General features: G+C 43.9%; 16 protein-coding genes and 1 pseudogene. 9 read left to right on the top strand and 8 right to left on the bottom strand.

The features are described 5' to 3' along the window. Nucleotides 1–11 precede the first annotated feature (11 nt). The 5 genes from LZG72_RS10760 to LZG72_RS29430 all read left to right on the top strand — a co-directional run bounded on the left by LZG72_RS10760 (nt 12) and on the right by LZG72_RS29430 (nt 8,299). Nucleotides 12–1,715 carry a RagB/SusD family nutrient uptake outer membrane protein gene (locus LZG72_RS10760; protein WP_233871389.1) on the top strand — a complete coding sequence of 568 codons (1,704 nt, stop codon included), beginning with the start codon at nt 12–14 and terminating at the stop codon, nt 1,713–1,715. A gap of 174 nt (nt 1,716–1,889) precedes the next feature. After that, complete coding sequence (locus LZG72_RS10765) at nt 1,890–5,057, top strand: FAD-dependent oxidoreductase (RefSeq protein ID WP_233871391.1); 3,168 nt, start codon at nt 1,890–1,892, stop codon at nt 5,055–5,057. A 10-nt stretch (nt 5,058–5,067) separates the two neighbouring features. After that, nucleotides 5,068–6,120, top strand: a complete 1,053-nt coding sequence (locus LZG72_RS10770) for a hypothetical protein (RefSeq protein ID WP_233871394.1) — start codon at nt 5,068–5,070, stop codon at nt 6,118–6,120. Nucleotides 6,121–6,241: 121 nt separating this feature from the next. After that, the gene (locus tag LZG72_RS10775) at nt 6,242–7,897 is read left to right on the top strand and encodes an FAD-dependent oxidoreductase (protein WP_233871397.1); all 1,656 of its coding nucleotides are present in this window, start codon (nt 6,242–6,244) and stop codon (nt 7,895–7,897) included. A 108-nt stretch (nt 7,898–8,005) separates the two neighbouring features. Then, on the top strand, nt 8,006–8,299 hold the full coding sequence (locus LZG72_RS29430) for a transposase (protein ID WP_409017689.1): 294 nt from the start codon (nt 8,006–8,008) through the stop codon (nt 8,297–8,299). Nucleotides 8,300–8,482: 183 nt separating this feature from the next. Here LZG72_RS29430 and LZG72_RS10780 read toward each other — a convergent pair whose 3' ends face one another. Both LZG72_RS10780 and LZG72_RS10785 read right to left on the bottom strand, forming a co-directional pair. Then, entirely contained in the window at nt 8,483–8,878 is a 396-nt protein-coding gene (locus tag LZG72_RS10780; protein ID WP_233871400.1) for an RsbRD N-terminal domain-containing protein, read from the bottom strand. A 510-nt stretch (nt 8,879–9,388) separates the two neighbouring features. After that, nucleotides 9,389–10,564, bottom strand: coding sequence for a hypothetical protein (locus LZG72_RS10785; RefSeq protein ID WP_233871403.1), 1,176 nt, complete (start codon nt 10,562–10,564; stop codon nt 9,389–9,391). 121 nt (nt 10,565–10,685) lie between these two features. Here LZG72_RS10785 and LZG72_RS10790 point away from each other — a divergent pair, with 121 nt between their 5' ends. After that, nucleotides 10,686–11,405, top strand: coding sequence for a DUF5020 family protein (locus LZG72_RS10790; RefSeq protein ID WP_233871406.1), 720 nt, complete (start codon nt 10,686–10,688; stop codon nt 11,403–11,405). A gap of 100 nt (nt 11,406–11,505) precedes the next feature. Here LZG72_RS10790 and LZG72_RS10795 read toward each other — a convergent pair. From LZG72_RS10795 to tnpA, 4 genes and pseudogenes are all read right to left on the bottom strand, one after another. Further along, a pseudogene (locus LZG72_RS10795) lies at nt 11,506–11,703 on the bottom strand (IS66 family transposase); the annotation flags it as partial. A 246-nt stretch (nt 11,704–11,949) separates the two neighbouring features. After that, the gene (gene tnpC, locus LZG72_RS10800) at nt 11,950–13,473 is read right to left on the bottom strand and encodes an IS66 family transposase (protein ID WP_233871409.1); all 1,524 of its coding nucleotides are present in this window, start codon (nt 13,471–13,473) and stop codon (nt 11,950–11,952) included. 68 nt (nt 13,474–13,541) lie between these two features. After that, a complete protein-coding gene (tnpB, locus tag LZG72_RS10805; protein WP_255700997.1) occupies nt 13,542–13,883 on the bottom strand; it encodes an IS66 family insertion sequence element accessory protein TnpB in 342 nt (113 codons plus the stop codon). Between the two features lies 1 nt (nt 13,884). After that, nucleotides 13,885–14,193, bottom strand: coding sequence for an IS66 family insertion sequence element accessory protein TnpA (tnpA, locus tag LZG72_RS10810; protein ID WP_233871415.1), 309 nt, complete (start codon nt 14,191–14,193; stop codon nt 13,885–13,887). A gap of 651 nt (nt 14,194–14,844) precedes the next feature. On the opposite strand from tnpA, the gene LZG72_RS10815 reads away from it, so the two are divergent. After that, nucleotides 14,845–15,957: an acyl-CoA desaturase gene (locus tag LZG72_RS10815; RefSeq protein ID WP_233871418.1), complete on the top strand. Its 1,113-nt coding sequence runs from the start codon at nt 14,845–14,847 to the stop codon at nt 15,955–15,957. A 147-nt stretch (nt 15,958–16,104) separates the two neighbouring features. Then, a complete protein-coding gene (locus LZG72_RS10820) occupies nt 16,105–16,530 on the top strand; it encodes a response regulator (RefSeq protein ID WP_233871421.1) in 426 nt (141 codons plus the stop codon). A 105-nt stretch (nt 16,531–16,635) separates the two neighbouring features. Here LZG72_RS10820 and LZG72_RS10825 read toward each other — a convergent pair whose 3' ends face one another. Then, on the bottom strand, nt 16,636–16,827 hold the full coding sequence (locus LZG72_RS10825) for a cold-shock protein (RefSeq protein WP_233871424.1): 192 nt from the start codon (nt 16,825–16,827) through the stop codon (nt 16,636–16,638). 102 nt (nt 16,828–16,929) lie between these two features. On the opposite strand from LZG72_RS10825, the gene LZG72_RS10830 reads away from it, so the two are divergent. Beyond that, nucleotides 16,930–17,376 carry a hypothetical protein gene (locus LZG72_RS10830; RefSeq protein WP_233871427.1) on the top strand — a complete coding sequence of 149 codons (447 nt, stop codon included), beginning with the start codon at nt 16,930–16,932 and terminating at the stop codon, nt 17,374–17,376. A 328-nt stretch (nt 17,377–17,704) separates the two neighbouring features. Here the strand turns inward: LZG72_RS10830 and LZG72_RS10835 are convergent, their stop codons facing one another. Continuing rightward, nucleotides 17,705–18,736: a fatty acid desaturase gene (locus LZG72_RS10835; RefSeq protein WP_233871430.1), complete on the bottom strand. Its 1,032-nt coding sequence runs from the start codon at nt 18,734–18,736 to the stop codon at nt 17,705–17,707. Between the last annotated feature and the right edge of the window lie 128 nt (nt 18,737–18,864).

Genomic DNA, 18,864 nt, shown 5'->3' on the forward strand with positions numbered 1-18,864 from the left:
TGCTTCGAAAAATGAAAAATATATTCAACCGTAGTTTACTAATAGTTTCCCTTTTATTCATCGGGTCGGCTTGCAGCGAGTCTTACCTTGATGAAGTGCCTCTGGATCGGTTTAGTCCGGAGAATCTGCTGACTAGTGCGGCAGGTTACGATGCGGCCGTCGTTTCCCTGTATGAAGGAGCGCGTAGGGAGCATATGATTGCATCCAACAATTTCGAATACATGACCGTTGGAACCGACCAAACCCAGTGGGGAAGGAACGATGCAAGGGGGAACAAGGATTATAGGCTGCTTAATTCCAGTCTGGACGCAACCATCTTCTACTGGGACTGGGCGTTTAAGGAAATGATCGTAAAGGCCAACCTCATACTTCAAAATATAGATGATCCTGCTCTGGAGATCTCAGAGGCGGAACGGAATAATATCAAGGGGCAGGCTTTATTTTTCCGGGGGTATACCTATAATTTTTTAGCCAATATTTATGGTGGCGTACCGCTGGTGAAGGAGCGGATTAAAGAACCCAAGTTTGATTTTGTACGCGATAGCCGCGCCGACGTTCTGGCCTTTGCTGCGGGAGACCTTGAACTGGCAAGCCAGCTTCTGCCCACTCAGGTGCCGGATGGCAGAATACCCAGGGCAGCAGCGTTTCATTTACTGAGCGAGGTTTACATTTCGCTGGGTATGGAGAAAAAGGATCCCAGCATGTATGACAAATCCATTGCTGCCGCGTCGAAGGTGATCAGCAAAGAGGCTGGTGACTATCAGATCATGACAGCGCGCTTCGGGAAAGCAGCCTCAAAACCCGGCGATGTGTTTTCCGATGTTTTTGCCGAGGGGCAGATCAACTGGTCACAGGGAAATAAAGAAGTGATGTGGGCATGGCAGTTCGAGAACTTTACCATTGGCGGTAGTTTTTCAGCGAGCTCGGCCAACACCAGCATCCGGTATTGGGGGCCGGAGTATGACAGGACCCAGTCGCCCAACGCCAAGCTTAATTTGCCGTCTGACAGTCTGGGAAGAGGAATTGGTGTGAATTCTCCCACCAACTACCTGAAATACGATATCTGGAAGATAGATTCAAAAGATATGCGAAACTCCAGCTATAATATTCAACGGGTATTTTATTATAACAATCCGGCGGACCCGGAATATTTTGGAAAACCAATTATTGCCAGGAAAGCAGCTAATGGAAAACTGGTTACCGTCAGAAATGACGGAACGCTTACAAATTTTGAACTGGATACGCTTCGTATGTACTATCCATATTACAGAAAAATTGATGGTACACCAGTCAGTAATAATATTCTGAGCGGAAACAGTGTGAAGGATTTTAGCCGGATGCGGGTTGCCGAAACGTATCTGTATCGTGCTGAGGCTTATTTTAGAAAAGGAGATCTGGCAAAAGCTGCCGAAGATCTTAATGTGGTAAGAAGCAGGGCAAAAGCAAAACTTATAACCGCCGCTGATGTTACGGAAGACTTTATACTCGATGAGCGCTCGAGAGAACTGGTCGTGGAAGAGCCCCGGTTAAGAACACTAATCAGGATGGGAAGACTGGTGGATAGAGTGAAGAAATACAACTCCCTGCCATCAGTAGCAAACGGTCCGTCATCGGGTGGGACGATTCAGGATTTCAACAGATATTGGCCCATTCCTCAAAAAGTGATAGATGCAAATACCGGAGCGACATTCGAACAAAATCCTGGTTATCCATGATGACCAAGGCCTTGGCGAAGAGTGGGCAGGCCGTGCGAAATCCTGGTGAATCTTTGAAATGTTAGTCAACTTACAAAATTTACAATTTAAAATACTCCGGCCTGCTTCTTATGATGTTTGCAGAAGGGGAGAGAGGGTGTCAATTTTTAAACAGGACATTTTAACAAAAAGATAATGAAACGGAGAAAATTTTTAAATCTTAGTATACCAACCTTTGGTGCTGCACTTGTGGGCGGCTCTCTGATAGGCAATCAGTCATATGCCGAAATAGCCAGACAGTTTTCTGAAACTAAGAATTCCGGTCCTTATGACCTGATTATCAATGGTGCCGGGCTGGCCGGCTATTTTGCTGCAACTGAGGCAATAAAAAAAGGGAAGAAAGTGCTGATTGTTGAAAAAAGAACCAGTCCGGGATATGATATCTGGGCCAAGGGGAAATTATGGATCGACAAAGAAGACCTTGATAAATGGAATCAGGAATTGATTGATGCCTTTTTGCCTAAGGAGGAACTTGCAGAGGTGGAAAACAAGCAGGGGCAGGGAATTGGCAACAGTCTGTTTGGTAATGACCTTCTTTTATTCAATGGTAGTATCAGGAAGGCATTATTGAAAAATATGCTGGAAAAAAAGGTGGATGTGTTGTTGATGACCGACGTTTGCGGCATATTAACCGCAGACAACCGGGTAAGCGGCGTGATGGTTGCTACCAAACAAGGAACTTTCAAAATAGACTGTAATCAGTTCATTGATGCCTCCGACCAGCTGTTGTTCAGCAGAGCTATTGCAGGGGAACAGACGAAATTTGAAAAAGCGGGCTTCGTTCTTGAAATTTCGGGTGCGTCAAATCCTGAAAGAAAGACAGTCACTGTATCATCCGAGTATGGAATACGCAACAACAGCGTGGAGTTTCATCCCGGCAAACGGTCCGTCGATCAGCTGTTTATCGCTTACGAATTTGATGTAAATTCATCCGATATCGATGACCTTGAGCACAAGGCAAGGAAAATAGCAGGTTTGCTGGGCAAGAGTCTGAAAGGGCTTGACAGTTCATTATCCAAAGCGGCTATTACTGAAACCGCCTTTGAAACTTCTTACACACTTGCCAATAAGCAAATACCGAAGGTGTCGCTGAAGGGCTATTATACGCTTTCTGGCGGCTCAGAGAAATTGTCAGGAAGAGAGGTGTCGGCAATTCAGAAATCCGCAGCTGACCTTATTGGCTCCATAAAATATAGCGGCGGTGTGTTGAAGGCAAAAACGTTGGTTCTCGCTGGCGCTCAAGTGCCTATGACGAGGGTTCAGGTTTCTGAGGATCTGGAGCCGGGATTAGCTATTCCCGTGCGGAGACTAAGCCTGAACTGGGCAAAAGAGATCAAAAAAGTACAGCAGTGTCAGGTTTTGGTCGCTGGCGGAGGAACAGCCGGAGCCCTGGCCGCCCAGGGCGCGATCCAGAAAGGAGCCGACACCATCGTAGTGGATTATTTTAATGATCTGGGAGGAACCAAGACCATGGGGGGCGTTATGGGCTATTATCATGGCTTCGTTGAAAATAAGTTTTTCAAACTGCAGAGTGCAGAGGCAGAGCGTGTCGCTTCAGAAGCGAACATGACCAAGAAAATGGGACGTAAGATTTACCATTTACAAGGCATTGTTGGTAAGGGTGGTAAGTTTGTTACCGGAGCATTGATTTGCGGAGCGATTACTGATCAGAACAAAGTCGAAGGGGCCGTGGTGTGCCGGAATGGGGTTTTGGAATTGCTAAAGGCACATGTTACCATTGACGCAACAGGCGATGGAGACCTGGCTGCCTTTGCAGGCGCTGAGTTTCAAATCGGCAACGAACGTCTCGGGGAAACTCAAAATTACAGCCAGTGGGATATTGCCGGTAAGGGCAAGCTCCCGTCTGTCCCCAATCGCGACTACGATATTATCGACAACACACAGATCGCGGAGCAGCAGCGTGGGCTTTTTATAAGTCATTACGAAGCACATCATTATAATTTTCATCCTTTTCTTACGGTTCGGGAATCGCGCCGGATCGTAGGTACGCATGTTCTTGATTTGATTGATTGTGCAGAGAACAGACATTTTGAGGATGTTATATCGTTGGCAAGCAGCGACTTTGACCCACACAATATTGCACCGTCTGAGTATTCGAAATGTGGGTTCCTTTTACCGCATTCCAATGATATTACCATTGAGGTTCCGTATCGTTGCCTGGTGCCTAAGAAGCTTGATGGTCTACTCCTTGCAGGGCGCGGTTTTAGCCAGACTCAGAATGCCCTGCAATTTACAAGGATGACGGCCGACCTGCTGGTATTGGGTTTTCTGACGGGACAAATTGCCGCAGACGTAGCCTGGAAGAAAGTACAACCCCGCCAGTATAATATATCCGAATTGCAGCGCGAATGGAGTAGTCTGGGCTATTTGCCTGAGGATGTTCTCAAAAGAACGGTTGGCGATCTGCGTGACAACAAGGAAGAAGTAAACCGCAGGATCGGTCAGCTTGCAGCTGGAGCACCCGAATATTTGTATGAGTGCAGCAGAATTCCGAAATCTACGGCCTTGCCTTTGCTTAAGGCAAAATTTGAATCAACCGATAGCAAAGAAGGCAAGCTATTGCTCGGAAAAGCGTTGGCCTGGTTTGGTGCTGATAATGGTGTGTCGCTTATTGTGAAGGAGCTTGAAGCATTGTTTGACCAGGAAACAGAAACAGGATATCCCAAAGGATACGTAGATGATTATGATTTTATAAGGGGGAGAAAAAAGAATATGCTGGAAGGGTTATTTTGGAAAATTAATCAGAATATAGCCTTGCTTGCCATGTCTGGTAGTTCACAGGGCACCGACCTCGTAAGTTCAATTCTGGAAAATACCCAGTCGGGTGGTGGAATGGTCAAGAGGTCTAGCGCTTACTACGACAATCGGATCGATCTTAAAATCGTGCCGTTCCACAATCGAATATTGGGGCTATGTTTTTATGCAGACCGGATTCCGGACGCAAAGCTGATCAGTGGTTTTGAGAAAATCTTGAAAGACAAAAACGTAGGAAACTTCCAAACCACCAAATACGAAAATGTACGTTGGAGGGTTTATGGTGGCAGCCTGGAGGTCAACATTGCAGCCGCTCTGGCGCGCTGCGGGGGTAAAACAGGGTACCAACTTTTGCATTCATATCTCGACGATATCCACTCCAATTTCAGGGACTTTGCAAGTCGCGAACTGGCAGAGGTGACCAGAAAGAACTACGGATTTGCTACCGATAAATGGGGGCAATATATCGCTGATCTAAAGTATCCTCAGGCGGTTACTCCGTTGGCTAAAGAAGTTCATCAAATTTAATTGTGATCAGATGGGCTTGTTATATGGCGCTATTTTGGGTTTGGTAGCTATGACAAGCCCATTTGTATCTTATCGAAGCCAGGGGCTTGTGGGGTTGACTTTCGAAAAGGAGCCAACAGTTTCCCATATCCTGGACGACGAGCAGGATTCAGTGGAAGTTAATGCGTTGGTTGATCAGTTTAGACGTCGATACTGGTATCGGTATGTTGACACAGAGGTATGTCTTACAGGTGAGTGTAACCGGATCGAAGTTGGGATTGTCTGGGATTTGTCAGGAGATTTCAAGGGGATTGAAATATATAAAGACCCTTTGACCAAAACGGACCATAGTGTTTTTAAGCCCGCCGATTATGCGAAACTGATTTCAATTCTGGAGAACGACTGGTCGGTGCTGCGGGAGTATTCGATGGAAGATTTAACGGAAGGTCCTGGCGATAAAGTGGACGGTACTTCCGGTGCTACAAAAAAGGAAATAAGTGAAGAATCCGTCGAGAACGCAGTATATACGACTTTTACACTCTGGCATTTGATACATCAGGGTGAAAAGGAGCAGTTAGCCATTCTTTCCTCCAAGATGCTCAGTCAGCCTTCTTTTCTGAAGGAAACCATTGCAGCCAATTCGGAAAATTATCAGCAGCTGATATTGAACCAATATGTGCTGGGAAATATAGCGGTCTCCTCGGATGTAAAAGGCCTGATAGCGCAAACACTTTCAGATCCTAAAAAGATCAGTTTGATTCAGTCTGCCCTTGAAGCGCTCTCGAAGACTTCCTTAGCCGATACCACCTTTCAGAATCACATTGGCCGGATTTATGCCACGGCCGATGTGAAACAAAAGGTAGCAATACTCTCCTCTTTGAAAGGCGACTACATCCTGTATCCATCGTTGTACGCACCGGTAGCGCAGAGTTTGGATATCAATAACGAATGGCTTGCCATTAAGGTCTTGTCCGTTCTGTCACACGCCGAATCGCAGTCCAAATATGTATTGGATCGGATCAAATTGCTGAAATCCAGTTCCAATGCTGCGCTTTTGGAGGCGATAGGAACAATCAGAAAGTAGTAATGCGGCAGCGTCTTTTTGAACTCAATACTAAAAATTGGGAGCACTTCATCACAGTTCTTAAGGAACAAATGAGTCATGGCAACTGACAGGATAAATTTTTAAGTTATAATCGCAAAGAATGAAAAGAATATCAATACGGACTTTGGCTATTGTTTACCTGATTCTAATTAGCAGTGGCTTTGGGTTTGCCGGTAAAGCCAGAAAATCGTTTATCGCCGATGTGGTGATTTATGGAAGCACCTCCCCGGCGATAATGTCGGCGGTACAACTGGCTAGAATGAAAAAGCATGTAATCATTGTTTGTCCCGAAATGCACATTGGGGGAATGTCATCGAGCGGTCTGAGTTTCACTGATGTAGGGAACAAAAATGTGGTCGGAGGTCTGTCGAGAGAGTTTTATCAACGAATATATTCGCATTACCAGAATAGTAAATCCTGGAACTGGCAGCGGAAAGACGAATTCGGTAATGTCGGGCAGGGCACGAAGGCAATGGACAGCGAAATAAAAGCGATGTGGGTTTTTGAACCTCATGTTGCGGAAAAGGTTTTTGAGGACTATATCAAAGAAAATAAGATAAAAATCGTTCGCAACAAATGGCTTGACAGGAAAGACGGTGTGGAGATGAAAGATGGCAAAATCGTTTCCATCACCATGCTTACAGGTGAACACTTCAAAGGGAAAATTTTCATAGATGCTACTTATGAAGGTGATTTAATGGCCGCGGCTGGTGTAAGTTATACAGTAGGCCGGGAGTCCAATAGTATGTATAACGAAAAATGGAATGGAAATCAGCCTAACATATTTCATCATGGACATAACTTTGGCACCCTAAACATCAGCCCCTATAGGATCCCCAATAATGCGGCCAGTGGCCTATTGCCGCGCATTTCCAGTGCCACACCTGGGAAGAAGGGGGAGGGAGACCATCGGATCCAGGCCTACTGCTTCAGAACCTGCCTTACAGATGTAAAGGAAAACCGTGTACCGTTTAAACGACCCGAAAATTATGATTCGACCCAATATGAATTGTTGGCCAGACTAGTTGAAAAAGGCTGGAGTACTCCCCTGGGCGCGGGCAATTTGCCGAACCGTAAAAAGGATGCAAATAATAAGGGCGCATTTAGTCATGACAATATTGGAATGAACTATGATTACCCGGAGGCATCGTACGAAGAAAGAAAAAGGATTTTAAAAGAGCACGAGACTTACCAAAAGGGTTTATTTTACTTTTATGCCACGGATACGCGGGTACCCGTAAAGGTCCGGGAAATATTCAATACATGGGGCTTGTCTAAAAATGAGTTTGTTGATAACGGAAATTGGCCGTATCAGATTTATGTTCGGGAAGCTAGGCGTATGATAGGCGAGTCTGTCATTACTGAAAATGAGGTTCAGGGGGAGGCTCCGGTTTTGCAACCAATTGGAATGGGTGCCTATGCGATAGATTCTCACAATACCCACAGGTATGTAACCCCAGAGGGATTTGTACAGAATGAAGGAGATATTGGTGTAGGTGTCAAAAAACCCTATCAGATTTCACTGGGAGTTATCTTGCCAAAGAGGCAGCAGTGTAGTAATCTAATTGTTTCAGCAGCACTTTCAAGTTCGCACAGTGCGTTTGGATCTGTTCGAATGGAACCTGTATTCATGATTTTGGGGCAGAGTGCAGGAACATTGGCTGGCATGGCCTTAGACCGTAAAATGGGATTACACGAAGTGCCTTACAGTGATCTCAGAAAAAGGTTACAAGACGACAAACAGATTTTGGAATAGTAGTGGGTGCTAGCCTTTTAGTTGGTGATTCCCAATGAGAAAAGAAATCGGCGTGAAACTCTGTACGGGGAGACCGCAAGGGCAGTCAACATGATGTAGTGAGAGAATATTTACCTCTACTTAAAAACATGCATTAACGAAGGAATCGAAGGGTTATACGACCTTCCAGGGCGTGGCAGGAAATCAAATTTGTCACAATCTGACCTTGAAGATATTCGACATGTTGTCTTGAATTGCGGCCCCGATGAGTTTGGTTATTCCCAAAAGCGTTGGTCTGGCCCACTATTGCTTGAATGGATTAATAAGAAATACAACACGCAATATAAAAACTCCCAGATTTATAAGCTTTTGGAAAGAATTGAAGTAGAATTCAAAAGCCAGGTTGGCTATGTGTCAAAATAATTGTGTAATTTTTACTTACGTTTTATCATCAAAAGTGACGAAGAGCCCAACTTCTCCGAAATACCCATCCTTGTTACTTCCTGCTTAAAATCAGCGTCATAACTCTTTCGGCTCTTGCCCCCTTTTTGAACTCCCATTTCGCATCATGTTGTGCAAAAATGTGTGCCGCTTTTTGAAGCCACCTCAATGCTGATAAATTTCCAGAAGCACGTCAGCAGAAATACCTTGCTCCTTATGAAACTGATTAATTGTCTCCATCAAGATATTGAACAGCACCTCTAGCTCAACTAATAACTCAGGAAGAGAATAACCTCGCTGCCACCGGTGAAGCCCATGTTCCTGTGCCACAATGACCACCTCTGATTCCTCTGGCAATTTTGCCAGTCTTTGATTCAATATATTTAAAATTGCGGGCACCTGGTCATTGAATTCTTCTCTGGAAAAACTGGTTTTACTTAACATAGCCAGGTTTTCGGCACATGTTGAACGCCATTTATTTAGGATACTTTCCCGCTGCATGTGTAAATGCCGGAGAATATCACTCATTTCATTTTCCGTTTTGAAAGGTGCCTTTGCCATAGTACTTGTTTATATATATATGCAGCTTTGCCCTTCCTCATTAATAGTGTGCCAAATTTCTGCCCCGATAAAGTTCTTTGGCCACCTGGAATTCATTCATGTTCAGAGCTAACTCTACCCAAAAGCTCTTAGTTTATATGTAAGCATCCGATGAACCACATATTTCTTAGCTAAAATGCGATTTTTACTTTTGACTGAAAAAACAACGAGAATGGATCTGTCAAAAGTAATCAAGCGGTCGCTGCTACGAAATATGCACTTGATAGGTTGGATACAGTTCGGTACTCCATTCATCAATTTAAATGGAAGCCGCCAGGAATTCCCCTGCGACTTTCATATTTCCCTGAAAAACACTTTGAAGTGCGGTATAACAGACATTAATAGTAGTTGGATAACCACGCAAAAGTTATCTCGCCTAAACCAGAGATTAGTCAGATGACTATTGTTCATTTTGCTGCTAATCACGTCTGAGCGATCTCACAAGATACATTAAGGCGGCTTTTTTGCTTTCTAATTGCAATCCAGATGTTTCATACTAAAAAAATCAATATGAACCGGCTTGACTGGTGTATCCGGCATAAAGCCTTTAAGCGCAAAAACACCCGCATACTTAGGCACGAAGTCTATTTCCTTTTCCAATATTTCCTTCAAAGCGAAAAGACTTGGAGACCCGGAAGCATGCAGCAATCTGAAACGGGAGCCGGTTTTCTCAATCCTTAACGCTGATTTGGCCAGATTTTGCCGGATGATTTGTTGGTTGGCGGGCTGATTTGTGAAAAGTGTCATGTGGGCGAGCTCCTCCGGCTTGCGTACAGGGTCGCCGTCATCGTAAACAGCCTGGATTATGATTTCCCCTGGCTTGACATATCCCCCGAAAAAATCATTATAAGCCAGGCTTAATCTCAGATTTCTACTGTTTGGCAGCGTGTCTTCCATGAGCAGAATTCCCGCCTGCTGCCAATTATGTTCAGGGATAAAACCTGTAAAAAGTACTTCTGTGCTAAAACATTCGGACTTCGTTTTTCGAAACAGATAATTATTGATATGTGCTTTTTGATTGCCGGAGATATAATTATCACCTTCTTGCGTAAATAGGGTTAAATGTCCGGGTTTTACATTCCTTTTAGCCCAATAAAACGATTCCCGGTCTCGTAAAATCCACCCATTTACTATAAGTGAATCCTCATTCAACTGGTTAAAATCTTCATAAAAATCCCTTGTCCCCTGAAAAAAAAAGATAAAAGTAAAGATTGCTATCATGGTCAGGACCAACAATGAAATCAGAATTACTTTCAGCGCAGTTGGCTCAGCCACAGATTTTTTAATCGTCTGAACGCCGCGTAAGGTGCGATAATTTTCGAGAGAAGCAAACCAAAATGGATAGTGTGATTCATTCTTTTTTCTAAGGATTTCATCCGTCTTGGGCGCCTCGCCTACGAAGCGGGCAAGGGTATCCAATGTGGCCAGGGACGGATTTTCCTGCTTAGAGCTTCCCGATTCGAAAATGTATAAAGAATAGTTTTTAATGCTTTTCCAGCCAACGATCAATCCCGTCTGCTCATGAATGGCATTGGAAAAATGTTTACTTTCTGCTTCGCTGAGTTGCATTGAGGGAGTAGTACCAAAACATTTGCTAAATGCTTTGATGTACAAATCGACGAATGCCTGCTCCTCAATACTGTTCATATAAACCTTTCAAATCATTCGGAATTCATGTTTCTGCAATCTTTACGCCAGGATTACGGCGTTTCAAATGTCATGAGAAGACATTTGGCGTATCAATTTTCCATGAAGGCCCGGCAAAAATATGAAACGTTTTTCTTTAATTTTTCTCTGTCTTTGGAGCATTGCATCAAATGCCCAGGACATTCAACTGCATTACGACTTGAGGCATTCGGTCGACCCCAAATTGAACCGGAGGAATTTTCCAATAATCTGTTTTCAGTATTTCAAAAACGTTGATACTGTTTCGACCGGGTCATTTCTTTTTAAAGCTCAGTCTTTTCTGAACGGCGATCAAGATAATATGGGCGAGGTTTTTGTCCAGGTGTCTCAAACTATCAAATTCTGGAAGCCAAAGGTCTATCTCGCACTGCAGTACTCAGGTGGGCTGGGAGTTGCTTCGCCTTCATTTGGCTATCACATTGGCAATCGTTTTGGCATCGGGGTTAGCTATCCATTTGTTTGGAAAAAAGCGTTTTTCAATGCTGCCGCATCGTATCGCTTTAATCCGGTCAGAACTGCTACACATGATGCACAGGCCACCTTTTACTTTGGTCGGGGTCTATTGAATTACCGGATTTTTATTGAAGGGAGCTTCACCGCTTTCACAGATAACCGTAATCCTGGAATTTCAAATCCCACTTCGAAAGGTAAAAAGTTTGCTTTTTTTGGCGATCCACAGATTTGGCTTAAAGTTAAGAAGGGTTTTTCAGTTGGTTCGAGGATTAGTATTTACTACAATTTGCTAGGAAGTCCGTTTGCATTCCAGGCATATCCGACGATTGGAAGCAAATATAACTTTTAGCTTGTAATGAAACGGAGGCATTTAAGCAAAAGGGGTTTCCAGTGGTATTCCTAACCAGCCACTGCCTTTCATGGCTATTGGTACGTATCCGGCCTATCAACTACATATTTGTTAACTGCTGAACTTTGTTAAAGTTTTGCGGGTACAGGTCGCTGATGTTTTTATGGTTGATCGTCGAGATGTTTAGCAGGGTATTTTTTAGCCAATTGTAGGGATTGACATTGTGTTTTTTGCAGATAGCAAAGAAGGAGTAGATCATGGCAGCCCGCTGTGCTGCTTCATGGGAGCCAGCGAATAACACCGTGCATTACGCTGATTTTACCTTACAGATTTAATTAAGATTTACACCATTTTGTAGACGAGTCGATTTTGTAATATTCCAGTTTCCTTTCTTTTTGTGGTTCTCCATTTTTTTAGCATCGGCCCGTTACACTCATGCGCTTGGTTGGGTGTTAGATAATTGCAGCTGGCATGAGGCCTTTTCTGATTGTAAGTATCCATCCGACGAACCCACATTGTGTAGATTGGCTCTCTGCCAGGTAGATTAACCGTTCTGATTCCTGTACTCAATCCAGTTATTTGGAAGCAGCTGGTAAAGATCTTTTTGTTTGTGTGACTGGATTCTTTCGAAGACATCTTTGAGCCACTCCTGTTCATCAACGCCATTTTTCTTGCATGTCGCCATAAAGGAATACATAGCAGCTGCCATTTCTGCCGCCTGGTGAGAGCCGGCGAACAAAAACGCTTTTCGTCCAATTGCAAGGGGCCTGATTACGTTCTCGGCGAGATTATTATCAATCTCAATTTGCCCGTGAAGTGCGTAGGCACTTAGTCCTTCCCAGCGTGGTAAGGTGTAGGCTATGGCTTGACCGAGCGGACTTTTAGGAATTACCAGCGGGAGCTGCTCTATCATCCACTCCTTTAATTCCAAAAGAACTGGAACTGACTTTTCCTGTCTTAATTTTGTTTTCTCTTCCCAATCCAGCTTTTCTTCACGCATTTGCTGCTCTAGAGCATAGAGTATTTGCATGCGTTCAAGCACGTAAGTTGATCTTTCCTTATCGTATTTAAGAGCATCTACAAATTTTCTGCGAGAATGAGCCATACAGTAAACCAGAAGAATATCCGGATGGTTACCAAAAAGCTTTTCGTACACTGAATAACCGTCGACTTGAAGTATGCCAGCATATCCTTCCAGCATTTGTTTAGGGCCGCTTTGGTCGCGGCCTTTCCGGTAGTCAAACAGCGTCAGCTTATCGCAGGTTGCATTATATATCCATACATAGCCTTGATGGACCCCATTTTTATGGTCTCTATCAAGCACTTTCAACGGTGTCTCATCCAACTGTAAATACTTTTGATTCAGAACCAGAAGTTTTAAAAGCTCCCATAACGGAGCCAGATGCTGCCACCCTTTCATAATCCAGTCAGAAGCTGTGGAAGCTGGAACATTTACCCCTAACCGTCTGTATTTGTCTATCTGCCGGTGAAGGGGAAGACCAAAAACGTATTTGTCGACAACCGTTTGGGCGATAACCGCTTCGGAAGGGATGCCCTTTTCGATTACACGGTCCGGAAGTGATGCTGTTATAATACCCTCGCCATTAGCACGGGCATATTTATAACGGATATATCGCTTGACGTAAAATTCGGCTGGAATCAGATCCAACACTTCTGTGACCTCTTCTCCGATTATAGTGCAGCCAGTAACATCTTCGGTAGGTTCAATAATGATGATTGCACGGCGTAGGTTCTCAGGAAGTATCATTCTTCCAGTGCCCTTGTCACGTTTTTTTGCAGGAGTTTTTTCCTTTACAACGTCTGCGACTCGCTGTGAAAGTTCTTCTTGTTGCTGCTGGTCGGTTCCCAGTTCAAAGAGATCGATCTGGTTTACATCCGTGTGGACACTGGCCAATTTCTCATTCTTTTTGCCGAATATATACCGCTTGTATTTATCAAGCTCAAAGTTCAGGGACTGGATCTGCTCATCCTTCTCAGCGACTACTTTTTGATGTGCAGCAATTGCTTGTTCATAGAGCAATTTATAGTCCGTCGCTGTATCTTCCATACCCGAAGATACGGCTTAAAATAAGCCTATACAAGCTATTTAGGCACTTTTTGTACGAATCTTCCGTCTTATTTTGTGTGCTGATAACGTTTTCTGAGGCGGACAGAATCCAGCATTACGCCCTGTAAAAGAAGTGTCAGTTGCTGGCTAGTAATGGCTATATCTTCTGATTTTGGCCATTCAAAAGTGCCTTGTTCCAGCTTTTTGACATACATCGCAAACCCGTCGCGGTCCCACTGCAAGAGCCGGATTTGATTAAGTCGTTTACCTAAGAAAACGAAAACATCGCCGCTCGATGGATCAAAGCCTAATTCATTGCGGACCAGGCCAGCGAGTGAGTAAATTCCAAAACGCATGTCTGTTGCGCTCCGGTACAGGAAGTACCGGCAACTAGTAGATAAGGCCAGCATATTAAAGAATGAGCTTCCTGATAAATGATGCGTCAAGAGAACCGAAGAACTCTATACGCGCTCCGGATGGAAAAGTGATTGCTGCCAGCGCCTGTTGGTCTTGACCCAGTAACTCCGGTTGCGGAACTGATATCTGACTGAACCCACGGGCTGGTGCCGCCGTGGCCACATTCTTGACGCGGAATTTTTTAACCCAGTAATTGAATTTATGGTACCCCATATCATTCCGATTGCAAAAAGCCTGTTTGCTTATCCCTTGTGTCTGCCACTGATCGTACAGATCACGCATTTTTTCTGCCTCATTTTTCATGAAACAAGATTACGAACTACATCCATCTATTAAAATATGGTTCTATCGGACGCATACGTTTATATTGGAAAGCACTCTTACACGTATTATGTAACCGCTGTTGCCCGACTAAAAATTCGGTGGTTAAAATGAAAAATAGGGTGGAGTAACAAATGCCAGCTTAGGGCTTATCAACACTTATTTAAGTTTAATATACTCTAGATCGTATACCTTAAACTGTACATAGTGACCAAGTGTACGAGACAGCGAAAACCTGCTGGGGGACGAGTAAGTGGCAGAGGTAATTATGGCAATCGCTACTATTAACGCGTGGAATGCTATCAATCCACAAATGCAGCCTGCGGCATAATCTCCGTTTTCTCTATTCGCTTTGCAGCCATTGTACATATGGGATGGGGACAGGTAGCACACCCGAACACAACCAACCTGATGAAAGCCTGCGCAAGCAAGCCTACTATACCCGACAAACTGGCAAATTTTATCAGTTTTAATATCCCGATACTATTTAGCTTACAATCCCTGTGGCCGGGAACAGGAATTGCTGCAAAAACGAAGGCAAAATGAAAGGCGCTTCTGGTTTTTGAACTCCATTGTTATTTTTGCCGCTTAAAGTGCCCTAAGGGCCTATTCGGTACTTAGTACAATGCAACCATGAAGCTTAAAGAACAAGTAAAATTCATTGCCTCGGAAAAAACCCTGTTTTTCCCAACGCTTAAGAAAAGAGTGGATGCCTACTTTATAGAGAACAACCTTTCTAAACATGCCAACCATGGAATGGTAATAAAGACAGTAGTGCTGCTGGCCGTCTATGTTCTCCCATTTATTTTCCTGCTAGCCTGTCAACCCCCGTACTGGACTAGTATGTCCATGTGGATCATTATGGGGCTAGGCATATCTGGCATCGGGATGAGCATCATGCACGATGCCAATCACGGTGCTTATTCAAGTAATTCTGCGGTTAATCTATGCCTGGGTTACTCCATTTATCTGGCCGGGGCCGGTGTGTTGAACTGGAAGTTACAGCATAACGTGCTCCACCATACCTACACGAATATTGTACCTTTGGACGAGGATATCCGTGACCGCGGCATTGTTAAGCTCTCGCCCCACGCGAAGCCAAAGAAGGTTCATCGATTTCAATGGGTATATGCTTTCTTTGTCTACGGGATATTGACTTTGTACTGGGTATTGCTGAAGGATTTCATTCAGTTGGTTTCCTACACCGGCAACGGTGTCAATAAGCAAACCAGAAAGCAGAATACCATCACGCTTCTGAGCCTCATTGCAATGAAAGCGATTTACCTTGCCGTTTTCTTTGTTTTGCCAGTAGTGGTGTTTTCTATGCCGTTCAAAGAGATCCTTGCCGGCTTTCTGCTGATGCATTTTACTGCCGGACTAGTGTTAACCATTATTTTCCAATTGGCCCATACGGTCGAAGGGACAGTCCACCCCAAGCTGGACGAAACAGGTATCATTCCAAAAGATTGGGCAATCCACCAGCTGGAAACAACGGTTAATTTCTCGCCAGACAATAAGTGGCTGTCTTGGTATGTTGGGGGGCTAAACTATCAGATCGAGCACCACTTGTTTCCCAAAATCTGTCACGTGCATTATCCCCAAATCGCACCTATCGTAAAACAAACCGCTGAAGAGTTCGGGTTGGTCTACCGCCAGCACCCAACCTTTTGGAGGGCGCTGCAATCACACGTGTCAGCCTTAAAGCGCTTTGGGATAATGTCTGATCTAAATGATGGGATAGGTTAATGAAAGAGAGAATATGACCTTAGAAAGCAGGTTTTGATCACTTTATATCAGTTTAGTCTTTAAAATGACGCAACGCGTAGTTATAAAATTGCCTGCAACATTCCCAGAGGCATAATTATTTTGCCTTGTCAGCAAACGGAATATTTTATGAACAAGGATGGCGTGATAATTATCATTGAGGATGATCCTGATGATCAATTTGTTTTCGAAGAAGCTTTTGTCAAATTGGGATATTCCAACAAAAGGATGTATTTCATTGATGGAGAGCTGGCTTTGGATTACCTTTATTCGAGTGGGGTGAGTCCATTTATTATTTTATCCGACATTAACTTACCAAAACTAAATGGTCTTGAACTTCGAAAGAAGCTTCACACAGATACAGAATTGAGCCTGAAATGCATACCTTATATATTTTTCACTACGGCCCTTAACGAGCAAGCCGTCATTGAGGCTTACAGCAACTCTGCACAAGGTTTTTTTGTAAAGCCTGCTGACTTTATTGAAATTAAGGAAACGCTCGCGCTCATTATAGGATATTGGAAAAAGTGCGCAGCACCTAATAATTTCATGTAGATCCATTACAAATGGACGGTTTCCCACAAATAATTAGAAACTAGTAACAAACAAAAAAATCCTCCCGAAATAGGAGGATTTTCCAATGCTAGCAAATATAAATGGTCAGATTACTGATACATTGACTGCATTCAGCCCTTTTCTGCCATCTTCAACTTCGTAAGATACACTGTCATTTTGTTGGATATCATCAACCAGGCCAGATACATGTACAAAAAGATCTGCACCATCATGTTCCGGAGCGATGAAACCAAAACCTTTGGCATCATTAAAAAACTTAACTGTTCCCTTATTCATAACTATTTTAAAATATTACACAATATGTAATACAAAATTTGGGATTTCTATACAAAAACTGGTCAATTTAAAATAATATTTTATAGCAGATATTTCCTTATAATGGATAATTTATTAGGTAATCTCTCAGTGCATGACTTGTTTGGCGTTGAGCAATGCCTACAAAAGCTCAGCCCCGCGCAACTAGGGCGTTTAAATACACTCGTACAAACCCACCCGATCTTGACTGAGGGCGACTTTTATCTACGGCCAACTTCTCAAAATGGACTGGACTTCGCTTTGCCGGTGCCCAGTGGGGAAATGGCCCATAACGTTGTAGCTTGGTCACGGATCTCCGATGGGCAGGAAGTCCTCTGTGCGGTAAATACAAATCAGAAAAATCCTTCCGTACTTTATGTAACCGTTGACAATGCTTTGCATGTGGTGAATTCGACCATGAGGTGCCTGTATGCCTCGGATTTGAGCCCGGCCGAATTAAATGTTGAAGTACGAAATGGAAAGTCGATCCGGTTATCGATACCACCGCATGCACTGGTAATATTTGGATAGGAGATTTTGTAGTGATTGAAGTAAGACAGGTATCAGTATTATTTTGTTGTATTTATCCTGTGAGCTTTTTAAACCGTCAATCATTATTCCCTTGTGTTTATATATAAACCTCAGAATTGGTTTATACAATTTTAACAAAGATCTTTGCGCAGGCAGGTCCATTCTAACTGCCTTGTTCATGATATCAACGTTTTGTAATGTTTGTGCAAAAACAGTACTAGGTTGCGTCTGGATACTAGCTTTGCCATGTCAAATGTATCCTTGAGCTCACCAGGCCTTAGCTGTGAGTGCACTAGGCAATGTTTAGGCAACGGCAGACCATTCGCTGCTACTCGGATTTTTGTAGATGGGGCAAATGATAACGTTTTAGGAAATCGTTTTTTGAATCTTTGTAGGTAGTCACCGCACCTATCAGGTGAAGGAGTTTAATGTAGTACCATGCAAGGTCGACCTGATAGGGTTTAAATCCGCTACGGGCACTTTTGGGATATAAATGATGGTTATTGTGCCATTCACCGGCGACAATCCCGGGCCATACCTGGTTGATAGAATTGTCATTGGTGTTGAAATCAACGCCCGCCACCTGCACATTTTTGCCCTTGCCGTGACCTTCATAATTGAATGTACGCACACCCACAGCCCAGAAGCCGGCGGCGCCGAACATACAACAGGCCAGTGCATAGCCGCCGATCAGGTAAAACGCCAGATACCAGAAAGACCAGTTGAGCACCCAGGCTTGCAGCGCGGCGGCAGGATTTACATACGATCCCCATTTGAGGTACTGTTTGTATGTATTTGCTTTCACGCCAGTATGTTTCATCAGCAAAACTACCCGGTTGTAGTCGCTCTCACTAAGATCCTTTGCGATCGGCTGATGGTTGACATCGGCAAGGAAGCAGTACAGGAAACCCGCCTTGGCATTGTAAGGGTCACCAGGCTGGTCGGACTTTGCATGATGTACATGGTGGGAGATGACATATATTTCCTCAGGTATCATGCTGATGGTCAGGTTCTGGGTGATTAACCGCCAAAAGCTATTTTTGAACTTATATGCCCGGTGCGTACAATACCTGTGATGCCAGATCGTCCCGTGGGTTCCCATGACGATCATGCTATATACAAATGCTGCTGCGAGCAAAGGCCAGGTAAAGAATTTGAAAATGAACAAGCCTAAGAACGGTACCATAGCCAAAACTTTCGCCCAGCTCATCAGCGGCAGCCAGTTTCTGATGTCTCTGAATACATTAAGCCTACTGAAAAACTCTCGAAGGATCTGGCTGTGAGTTGGGACGACCAGCTCACCGTTATTTTTCTTCCATCCATAGGAAGGGGCTTGCAGTACGTAATCAATGAATGCCATCAGCTGTGTTAGATAGTCGTTTCTAGGTTTTTACTTAAAAAAGTGCGAAAATAATCTGTGTTCCTTTTCCACTCAAGTGTTTGGCAATTGTTTACCGTGATTTTTGCGGCATCATACCGAAGTACCAC

Source organism: Dyadobacter sp. CY323 (genome assembly GCF_021390245.1).
Classification (GTDB): Bacteria; Bacteroidota; Bacteroidia; order Cytophagales; family Spirosomataceae; genus Dyadobacter.